Origin of the sequence: Streptomyces coryli (assembly GCF_011044975.1) — a bacterium.
Lineage (GTDB): Bacteria > Actinomycetota > Actinomycetes > Streptomycetales > Streptomycetaceae > Streptomyces > Streptomyces coryli.
Genome location: NZ_JAAKZV010000278.1, coordinates 1 through 9,740 on the forward strand (window position 1 = coordinate 1; position 9,740 = coordinate 9,740).

The window sequence follows — 9,740 nt, forward strand, 5'->3', positions numbered from 1 at the left end:
CGCGGGGGGAGCCGCCGGCGCGGGCTGCTGCTGCGGCGCCGGGGCCGGGCCCGGGTCGTCGACGCTGACGCCGAAGTCCGTGGCGATGCCGGCCAGGCCGTTGGCGTACCCCTGGCCCACCGCCCGCACCTTCCAGGCGCCGCCGCGGCGATAGATCTCCACGACCAGCAGCGCCGTCTCCGGGCCGAGCTGCGGCGGGGTGAAGGTGCCGATCACGGTGCCCGCGACGGCGTCGCGGATCGTGGCGCTCGGCTCGGTGCCCGCGAACGTGGCGCCCGGCTGGTCCAGGCTCGCCGTCACCACCACCTTGTCGATGTCGGCGGGCACGGCCGCGGTGTCCACCGTGATCGTGTCGGCCCCGCCGGTCGACTGATGGGTCACGCCCGGCCCCGACGGCTGATTGAAGAAGATGAAGTCGTCGTCCGAGCGGACCTTGCCGGCCTCGCTGACGAGGAGGCCGGACACGTCCAGGCGGACGGGGGCGGTCACGTCGACCGCCACCCGCGCGGCGCTGAGCGGGAGGTTCGAGCCAGGGGTCATCGCAGTCATGTCCGGGCTAACGAACGGTCCCGCTTTGCGGTTCCTTTGCCGAGGTCAGGTCCGCCGGATCGGGTGCGGAGCCGATCGGTCCGGTTTCGGCCGGTTGCGGCTGCCGAGGATGCTGTTGCACCGGTACGGACCGTGGGCGTCGGCCGCCGGCCGCCGTCGCCGCGATCACCCCGGCCAGCGACACCGCCATCCCGGCCACGGCGAGCGGGCCCGGGGTGTCGCCGAACATCGCGTACGCCCACACCGCCGTCGTCGGCGGCGTCAGATACATCAGCGCGCTGGTGCGGGTGACGCCGCGGCGCGACAGGCTCAGCCAGTAGAAGCCGTAGCCGCCGACGGTCGAGAGCAGCACGACCCACGCCACCGCCGCCCAGAAGGCGCCGCCGGACGGGGGTGCGCCGCGGCCGCCGGTCAGGGCCACCGCGGAGAAGAGTGCGGCGCTGGTCAGGCAGTGGATCGGGAGGGCGTCGAAGGCCGGCAGCGGGGCCTTGGCGCGGCGCTCGAGGAAGCTCGCGCCGAGCAGCGCCGCCATGCCGGCGAAGGGCAGCGTGTACGCCCAGACCGGGGTGGTGCCGGCGGCCGACATGTCATCCCGTACGACCATGGCCACGCCCACGAGGCCGATGATCAAACCCGTCCACTGGCGGCGGGTCACGGTCTCGCCGAGCAGCCGGCCGGCCAGGGCTCCGGCGGCCAGCGGCTGCAGTGCCGCGATCAGCGCGGCGGTGCCGGTCGGGACGCCGAGGCCGACCGACCAGACGATCGCGCCCAGGTAGCCGCCCTGGGAGAGGGTGCCGATGGCCGCCTGTTCGGTGAAGGCGCGGCGGGTGATGCGGGGCCGCGCGTGGCCGCCGCGCAGGACGCGGATCAGCAGCCATACGCCGCCGAGCAGGGCCGTGGCGGCGATGAAGCGCCACATCAGGAGGGTGTCGGCGGGGGCCTCGCGGGTGCCGAGCTCGGCGCCGATGAAGCCGGAGCTCCAGAAGACGACGAGGCCGGCGGCGATGCCGTAACCGGCGGTGGCGCCGGGCATGGGGTCTCCCTCCACAGAGGTATACAGATCGGTTTACTGCTACGGTAGGTATACCGATCTGTTTAGTGCAAGTGGGTGGAGTGGATGCAGGCCGCGAAGAGCACGGTGACCCCCGGGGCCCGGAAGATCCTCGACGCCGCCGCGGAGCTCTTCTACGGACAGGGCATCAACGCCGTCGGCGTCGACCTCATCGCCAAGCACGCCGGGGTGACGAAGAAGACGCTCTACGACCGGTTCGGATCGAAGGAGGCGCTGGTCGCGGCGTATCTGGCGGAGCGCGATCAGCGCTATCGCGCCTGGCTGCCCGCGGAGGTCGAGCGCATCGGCGGCACGCCGGCCGAGCGCGTCCTCGCCACCTTCGACGCGCTGGGGGAGTGGATGCGGCGGGAGAACCCGCGCGGCTGCGGCTTCGTGAACGCCGCGGCGGAGCTGCCGGACGCGTCGCATCCGGGCCGTGCGGTGATCGACGGCCAGAAGCGGTGGTTGCGCGGCTATCTGCGCGACCTGTGCGAGGAGGCCGGGGTGGCGGACCCCGGCGGGGTCGCCGACGAGCTGCTGCTCCTGCACGAAGGCGCGACCGTGCTCAACGGCCTCGCGGTGGTGGACGACGCGGTCGCCGTCGCCCGCGGGGCAGCGGCGCGCGCGCTCACGACCTAACTCGCACCCTCACTGCGTAGCTCGCACGCTCAAGACGCAGTCGGCCACCGCGGCGGGTTGCTCACCCACGGCCCGCCCATGTGGGCGTGGTCCGGATTCGCCGGGTCCAGCTCGCCCTCCTCCGCTACGAGCTTGGCCGCCCACGGCTCCGAGTCGTCCCGCGGCTCGTATCCGAGGGAGCGGGCCGTCGTCAGGTCCCACCACAGCCGGGTGTTGGCGGAGGAGCCGTACACCACCGTGTGGCCCACGTCCGGCGCGGTCAGGGCGGCGTGGAAGAGGCGGGCGCCGTCGTCGGGGCTGAGCCAGAGGGAGAGCATGCGGACCGTGGAGGGCTCCGGGAAGCAGGAGCCGATGCGGACCGAGACGGTTTCGATGCCGTGCTTGTCCCAGTAGAGCTGCGCCAGGTCCTCGCCGAAGCACTTGGAGAGGCCGTAGAACGTGTCCGGGCGGTGTCGGGTGTCCGCGGGCAGCGCCGCCGAGCCGGACGCCGGGGTCGGGGTGAAGCCGATCGCGTGATTGCTGGAGGCGAAGACGATACGGCGGACGCCTTCCCGGCGGGCCGCCTCGTAAATGTTGTACGTGCCCTGGAAGTTGCTCCGCAGCACGCTGTCGAAGTCGGACTCCAGCGAGATCCCGCCGAGGTGCAGGATCGCGTCGACCCCGCGCACCGCCTCCCGTACCGCCGCCGGGTCCGCCAGATCCGCGGTGACCGCGTCCGGCGCGTCCGGCACCGGCTTAACGTCGCACAGCCGCAGCTCGTACCCGTAACCGGGCAGCCGGTCGCGCATCAGCGTGCCGACGCCGCCTGCCGCTCCGGTGACAAGGGCGGTGCGGGGAGCGGGCATTGGGGCCTCCTCGGCGACGGTGATCGGATGCTTGACCGGGTGTGCGGGCTAGCCTAGCGTGAGGGCGTTCACGAATATAGACGACAGTCAGAAACGTGTACTTAGGGATATCGCAGGGAGCCCCGATGACTCAAGTCCCGCCCGCGCTCGCCGACCGGCTCGACGGTCTCCTCTTCTTCCCGGTCACGGCCTTCGGCGCGGACGGCGGTGCGGTGGACCTAGACGCGTACCGCGCCCACGTGCGGGCGGGTGTCGAGGCGGGCGCCGGGGCCGTCTTCGCCTGCTGCGGGACCGGGGAGTATCACGCGCTGACCCCCGAGGAGTTCAGCGACTGCCTCACGGTCGCCGTCGAGGAGGGCGCCCGCGGCGGCCTGCCGGTGCTCGCGGGCGCCGGATACGGCACCGCGCTCGCCGTACGCTACGCCCAACTGGCCGCGGCGGCGGGCGTGGACGGGCTGCTGGCCATGCCGCCGTATCTCGTACAGGCCGAGCAGGCGGGCCTGATCCGGCACTACGAGACGGTGACCGCCGCGACCGATCTGCCGGTCATCGTCTACCAGCGTGACAACGTGGTCTTCACCCCCGCCTCCGTCGTCGAACTCGCCCGCAACCCACAGGTGATCGGCCTGAAGGACGGCCTCGGCGACCTCGACCTGATGCAGCGGATCGTCAGCGCGGTGCGCACGGCGGGCCAGGACCGGGACTTCCTCTACTTCAACGGCCTCCCGACCGCGGAGCTCACCGGCCTCGCGTACCGCGGCATCGGCATCACCCTCTACTCCTCCGCCGTCTTCGCCTTCGCCCCCGAGATCGCGCTCGCCTTCCACCGCTCCCTGGTCGCGGGCGACGACGCGGTCTGCGAGCGGCTCCTCGACGGCTTCTATCGGCCATTCGTCGAGCTGCGCAACCGCGGTCGGGGCTATGCGGTTTCGCTCGTGAAAGCCGGGGTACGCATGCGCGGACTCGACGTCGGCGAGGTGCGGCCACCCCTCACCGAGCCGGCGCCGGAGCATGTGAAGGAGCTGGCCGCGCTGATCGAGCGCGGGATGGCGCTCGTCGACGGATGAGCGCCGGATGAGACACGGCTGACTGAGGAGACCCCGATCCCGTGAAGACCTCCGCCTTCCTCTACCCCTGGGACGTCGTCGGTGACCCGGCCGCCGCCGAGCGCATCGCCGAACTGGGCGTCGACCAGGTGACGCTGGCCTCCGCGTACCACTCCACCCGCGCGCTCACCCCGCGCCATCCGCGGCACCGCATCGTCACCGCCCGGCACGCCGCCGTCCTCTACCCCGTGGACGAGGCGCGCTGGCTGGGGCGGCGGCTGCGGCCGTACGGGCAGGACTGGGTCGACGGCGAGGATCCCTTCGGCGCGGCGGCCGAGGCGTTGCGGGCGGCGGGCCTGGACGTCCATACGTGGGTGGTGCTGGCGCACAACTCCCGGATGGGTGCCGAGCATCCGGACACCTCCGTGGTCAACGCCTACGGCGACCGCTATCCGTGGGCCCCCTGCATAGCCAGGCCCGAGGTCCGCGACTACCTCGTGGAGCTGGCGGCCGAGGCGGCGGTGCGGCCCGGGGCGGGCGGTTGCGAGCTGGAGTCCCTCGGCTGGTACGGGGTGGCGCATCTGCACGCGCACGACAAGATCGGCGGCGTGGAGCTCGGTGGGGCGGCGCAGTACCTGATGTCGCTGTGCTTCTGCCCGGTGTGCGCGGAGGGCTATCTGGCGCTCGGCGTGGGCGCCGAGGAGCTGCGCGGCGCCGTGCGGCGGGCGCTGGCGCCGGTGTGGGCCGGCGAGGCCGGGGCCGGGCAGGCGGACCGGGCGGGCGAGTGGGGCGAGGTGGAGAAGCTGCTCGGCGCGGACCTCGCCGGGGCGACGCTCGCGTGGCGGCTCCGGGTCGCGCGGGAGACGCAGGAAGCGGCGATAGACGCCGTCCGGGTGCACGCCGAGCCCGGCTTCCAGGTGCTGCTGCACGGGGATCCGGCGCCGCACCGGTGCGGGGCCAACGCCGGTGTCGACGCCGGCCACATCCTCGGGGAGGCGGACGGCCTGGTGCTGCCGTGCGGAGGCGGGGCGGAGGCCCGCGAGAGCGTGCTCCGCCCGTGCGCGGCGGCTGCCCGCGAGGCGAGCGTGATCGCCGCGAACTTCACTGTGGTGGCGGGCATGGGCGGCAGCCCGGGGACGCTGGCGGCGGATGCCGCGCACGCACGGTCGCTGGGCGCGACGGAGCTGCGGCTGTACCACGCGGGGCTGGCTTCCGAGCGCGATCTGGCGGCGGTACGCAGCGCGCTGCGCGCATAGTCCGCCGGGGAGCGATGAGTTTTCGTCCACCGCCGGGTCTGCATTGGTGTAGGCGATCACCGTGGACCGGGAGGTAGTGACATGAGCGTGCAGGTTGATCTGAGGGCGCAGGCCGAGGTGGTGGCGAAGGTGGCCGCCGGGGTGGCCGACGAGCAGCTCGACGGGCCGACGCCGTGTCCGGAGTACAGCGTCCGGGAGTTGCTCGCCCACCTGGTCCACCTGAGCGTCGCCTTCCGGGACGCCGGGCGGAAGGACCTCGGGCCGACCACGAACACCGACCCGAACGCCGCCATCCCCGAGCTGCCCGCCGACTGGCGCGAGGCACTTCCCGTACGGCTGGCCGAACTCGCCGCGGCCTGGCGGCAGCCCGGCGCGTGGGAGGGCATGACGCAGGCCGGCGGCTTCACCTTCCCGGCGGCGGAGGCGGGCCTCGTCGCCTGCAACGAGATCGTGATCCACGGCTGGGACCTCGCCCGCGCCACCGGGCAGGACTACGCGCCCGACCCCGGCGCCCTCGACGCCTCGCTCCGGCTGCTGGAGGCCGGGAAGGACGAGGCGGAGCGCGGCCCGTTCGGTCCTGTCGTGGCGGTACGGGCCGGAGCGCCCGCGCTCGAGCAGGCGGTGGGCCTCAGCGGGCGGCGCCCGGACTGGGCGCCGCAGCCGGTGGCGTGATCACGTAACACAAACAAAACCTGAAGGGGCGCCTCAGCGGGCACAATCCCCCTGCCAATGCAGCACGTTCCCGTCCGCTGAGGAGCACCACCATGCCAGGACCGGTGACCGACCAGGTCCCGCCACCCGCCACGGGTGGCCGTAACCCCCTCGACCGCTTCTTCCGGATAACCGCCCGGGGGTCCACTCCCGGCCGGGAGATACGCGGCGGCTTCGCCACCTTCTTCACGATGGCGTACATCCTCGTCCTCAACCCGATCATCCTGGCCGGCGCCGAGGACAAGTACGGCAACCACCTCTCCGTCGCCCAACTCGTCACCGTCACCGCCCTCGTGGCCGCCGTGATGACGGTCGCCATGGGCGTCGGCGGCAATCTGCCGGTGGCCATCGCGGCCGGGCTCGGGCTCAACGCCGTGGTGGCGTATCAGATCGCGCCGCAGATGAGCTGGCCCGACGCGATGGGTCTGGTCGTCCTGGACGGTCTCGTCATATGCCTGCTGGTGGTCACCGGGCTGCGGGAAGCCGTCATGCACGCCATCCCGCAGGCGATGAAGCAGGCGATCAGCGTCGGGATCGGGATGTTCATCGCGTTCATCGGCTTCATCGACGCCGGGTTCGCCACCCGGATCCCCGGCGAGACCGGGTCCGTGCCGGTGCAGCTCGGCGGCAGTGGGCGGCTCGAAGGGTGGCCGGTGCTGGTCTTCTGCCTGGGCGTGCTGCTGACCATCGCGCTGCTGGCGCGCGGTGTGCGCGGCGCCATTCTCATCAGCATCGTCGCGATGACCGTCGTCGCGATCGTGATCAATGAGATCGCGGACATCAAGAACGCGGCGTGGGGGCTGACCGTGCCGTCCTGGCCCGACGACATCGTGGACACCCCGGACTTCGGGCTGCTGGGGAACTTCAGCCTCTTCGGGGCCTTCGACGAGGTCGGCGCCATCACCGTGGTCCTCATCGTCTTCACGCTCATCCTCTCCGACTTCTTCGACACCATGGGCACCGTCGTCGGCGTCAGCAGCGAGGCAGGCCTGCTCGACGAGCAGGGCCGGGTGCCGAACCTCGGCCGGGTGCTGCTCATCGACGGCGCGGCGGCAGTCGCCGGCGGCGCCGCCTCCGCGTCCTCGAATACGGCCTATATCGAGTCGGCGGCGGGCGTCGGCGAAGGCGCCCGTACGGGCCTGGCGAACGTCGTCACCGGCGGCCTCTTCGCGCTCGCCCTCTTCTTCGCCCCGCTCGCCGCCATCGTGCCCGCGCAGGCGGCGGCGCCCGCGCTGATCGCGGTCGGCTTCCTGCTCATCGCGCAGGTACGGCACATCGACTGGACCCGCTACGACATCGCCATCCCGGCCTTCCTGACCATCGCCGTGATGCCGTTCACGTACTCGATCACGAACGGGATCGGGGCGGGCTTCATCGCGTACTGCCTGATCAAGACCGTCCTCGGCAAGGCGCGGGACGTGCACTGGCTGCTGTGGGGCGCGTCGGCGTTCTTCGTCGTGTACTTCGCGATCGACCCCGTGGAGCAGCTGCTGGGTGTCAGCTGACTGCTGGGTGTCGGCGGAAACGTCTAGCCTTGGCCTGATGACGGGGAGCAGGGCCGCCGAGCCCATGACGGGGGTCCGGGCGCCGGACGGGCTGCGGGTGCATCAGACCGAGGCGCTGGCGGAATTGGAGCGGGTCTTCGCGGGCGGCCGGCGGCGCGCCTGGGTGGTGCTGCCGCCCGGCACCGGGAAGACCCTCGCCGGACTCGAGGCGGCGCGGCGGCTCGGCCGGCCCGTGGTCGTCCTCGGGCCGAACACCGCGATCCAGGGGCAGTGGGTGCGCGAGTGGACGCAGCGCTTCGAGAACGCCCCCGCGGCCGGTACGGGGCGGGCGCTGGCGGACGCGGTGAATGTGCTGACGTATCAGGCGCTGGCCAACTTCGATCCGGACGCGGAGGTGGACGAGGAGGGCGGCGCCGCCGGGTCCCACATCGAGCGGCTGCGACCGCAGGGACGCGAGGTCGTCGAGGCGATGCGCGGCCTCGGGGCCTTCACGCTGCTGCTCGACGAGTGCCACCACCTGCTCGACACGTGGGGCGAGCTGGTCGCCGAGCTGCTGCGGGAGCTGCCGGAGGCGACGGTCATCGGTCTTACGGCGACACCGCCGGAGCGGCTGACGCGCGCCGAGGCGGAGCTGGTCGACGAGCTCTTCGGGCCTGCCGTGACCGGCCCTTCGATTCCGGCGGCCGTACGGGAGGGGTTCCTGGCGCCGTTCGCGGAGCTGGCGTGGCTGACCGCGCCGACCGCGGAGGAGGCGCAGTGGCTGGCGGCGGAGGCGGAGCGGTTCACGGAGCTGACGACCGATCTGCTCGATCCGGGCTTCGCGTCGGTGCCGTTCCTGGAGTGGCTGGACGAGCGGGTGGTGGCGCGGCGGCGGGCCGGCTCCGACCGGCCCGCGATGCCGTGGCCGCGCTTCGAGCGCGAGCATCCCGAACTGGCCGCCGCGGCTCTGCGCTTCCACCACGCCGGGCTGCTCGCGCTGCCCGAGGGCGCGCGGGTGCGGGAGGAGCACCGGCACGCGCCGGGGGCGGCGGACTGGGTGTGCCTGCTCGACGACTATGTGATGCGGTGTCTGCGGCGCAGCGGGGCGGCGGGTGACGCGGCCGCTGTCGAGGCGATCCGCGCCGCGCTGCCCGCCGTCGGCTACGCGCTCACCGCGCGCGGGGTGCGGGGCGGGAGGTCGCCCGTCGACCGGGTGCTGGCGCGCAGCGCGGCCAAGACGCGGGCGGTGCGGGAGATCCTGGGCGCCGAGCACGCGGCGCTGGGCGACCGGCTGCGGGCGGTGGTCCTCTGCGACTACGAGCGCGCCACCGCCACCCTGCCGGCCCGGCTGACCGGCGTACTCGACGAACAGGCGGGCGCGGCGCGGCTGGTGCTCGCCGAGCTGCTGGCCGACGAGCGCACGGCGGCCCTGGAGCCGGTGCTGGTGACGGGCCGTACGGTCGCCGCGTCGGCGCGGACGGCGAAGGCGCTGGCGGAGTTCTGCGTGGCGCGGGAGCCGGGGCTGCGGCTGGATCCGGTGGCGGGCGACGGGCTGGTGGAGCTCACCGGGACCGGCGGCTGGCAGAGCCGGCGGTGGGTGCCGCTGGTGACGCGCTTCTTCGAGGAGGGCGGCGCGCGGGTGCTGATCGGCACCCGGGCGATGCTGGGGGAGGGGTGGGACGCCCGCGGCGTGAACACGCTGGTGGATCTCACCGAGGCGACGACCGCGACGGCCGTCGTGCAGACGCGGGGGCGGGCGCTGCGGACGGATCCGGCATGGCCGGAGAAGACCGCGCACACGTGGTCGGTGGTGTGCGTGGCGGCGGGGCATCCGAAGGGAGCGGCGGACTTCGAGCGCTTCGTCCGTAAACACGAGGGCTACTTCGGGATCACGGACGCGGGGGAGGTGATGGCGGGTGTCGCGCATGTGCATGCCGGGCTGTCGCCGTATGCGCCGCCGGAGGAGGGGGAGTTCGACCGCTTCAACGCGGTGATGCTGCGCCGGGCCGAGGAGCGCCCGCGGGTGCGCGAGCTGTGGCGGGTGGGGGAGCCGTACGACGACCGGCTGGTGCATACGGTGCGGGTCGCGGGTGGCGGGGTGCGGCGCGGGCCTGCGGCGGTCGGCGGGGCTGTCGCGGGTGCGCCCGTACCGCCCGGGG

General features: G+C 73.2%; 9 protein-coding genes. 6 read left to right on the plus strand and 3 right to left on the minus strand.

The window, feature by feature from the left end:
• Both G5C51_RS36050 and G5C51_RS36055 read right to left on the minus strand, forming a co-directional pair.
• Nucleotides 1–540 (minus strand): TerD family protein (locus G5C51_RS36050; RefSeq protein WP_165244098.1); only part of this gene is annotated, 540 nt, incomplete at its 3' end.
• A 16-nt stretch (nt 541–556) separates the two neighbouring features.
• Complete coding sequence (locus G5C51_RS36055; protein WP_165244083.1) at nt 557–1,582, minus strand: DMT family transporter; 1,026 nt, start codon at nt 1,580–1,582, stop codon at nt 557–559.
• Nucleotides 1,583–1,666: 84 nt separating this feature from the next.
• Between G5C51_RS36055 and G5C51_RS36060 the strand changes: the two genes are divergently transcribed.
• The gene (locus G5C51_RS36060) at nt 1,667–2,239 is read left to right on the plus strand and encodes a TetR/AcrR family transcriptional regulator (protein ID WP_165244100.1); all 573 of its coding nucleotides are present in this window, start codon (nt 1,667–1,669) and stop codon (nt 2,237–2,239) included.
• Nucleotides 2,240–2,268: 29 nt separating this feature from the next.
• On the opposite strand, the gene G5C51_RS36065 is transcribed toward G5C51_RS36060, so the two are convergent.
• On the minus strand, nt 2,269–3,084 hold the full coding sequence (locus G5C51_RS36065; RefSeq protein WP_165244087.1) for an NAD-dependent epimerase/dehydratase family protein: 816 nt from the start codon (nt 3,082–3,084) through the stop codon (nt 2,269–2,271).
• A gap of 125 nt (nt 3,085–3,209) precedes the next feature.
• On the opposite strand from G5C51_RS36065, the gene G5C51_RS36070 reads away from it, so the two are divergent.
• The 5 genes from G5C51_RS36070 to G5C51_RS36090 form a co-directional block, all read left to right on the plus strand.
• The gene (locus tag G5C51_RS36070; protein WP_165244089.1) at nt 3,210–4,151 is read left to right on the plus strand and encodes a 5-dehydro-4-deoxyglucarate dehydratase; all 942 of its coding nucleotides are present in this window, start codon (nt 3,210–3,212) and stop codon (nt 4,149–4,151) included.
• Nucleotides 4,152–4,192: 41 nt separating this feature from the next.
• The gene (locus tag G5C51_RS36075) at nt 4,193–5,386 is read left to right on the plus strand and encodes a hypothetical protein (RefSeq protein ID WP_165244091.1); all 1,194 of its coding nucleotides are present in this window, start codon (nt 4,193–4,195) and stop codon (nt 5,384–5,386) included.
• A gap of 81 nt (nt 5,387–5,467) precedes the next feature.
• Nucleotides 5,468–6,058 carry a TIGR03086 family metal-binding protein gene (locus tag G5C51_RS36080; protein ID WP_165244093.1) on the plus strand — a complete coding sequence of 197 codons (591 nt, stop codon included), beginning with the start codon at nt 5,468–5,470 and terminating at the stop codon, nt 6,056–6,058.
• A gap of 92 nt (nt 6,059–6,150) precedes the next feature.
• Nucleotides 6,151–7,602: an NCS2 family permease gene (locus tag G5C51_RS36085; protein ID WP_165244095.1), complete on the plus strand. Its 1,452-nt coding sequence runs from the start codon at nt 6,151–6,153 to the stop codon at nt 7,600–7,602.
• 37 nt (nt 7,603–7,639) lie between these two features.
• Nucleotides 7,640–9,740 (plus strand): DEAD/DEAH box helicase family protein (locus G5C51_RS36090; RefSeq protein WP_165244096.1); only part of this gene is annotated, 2,101 nt, incomplete at its 3' end.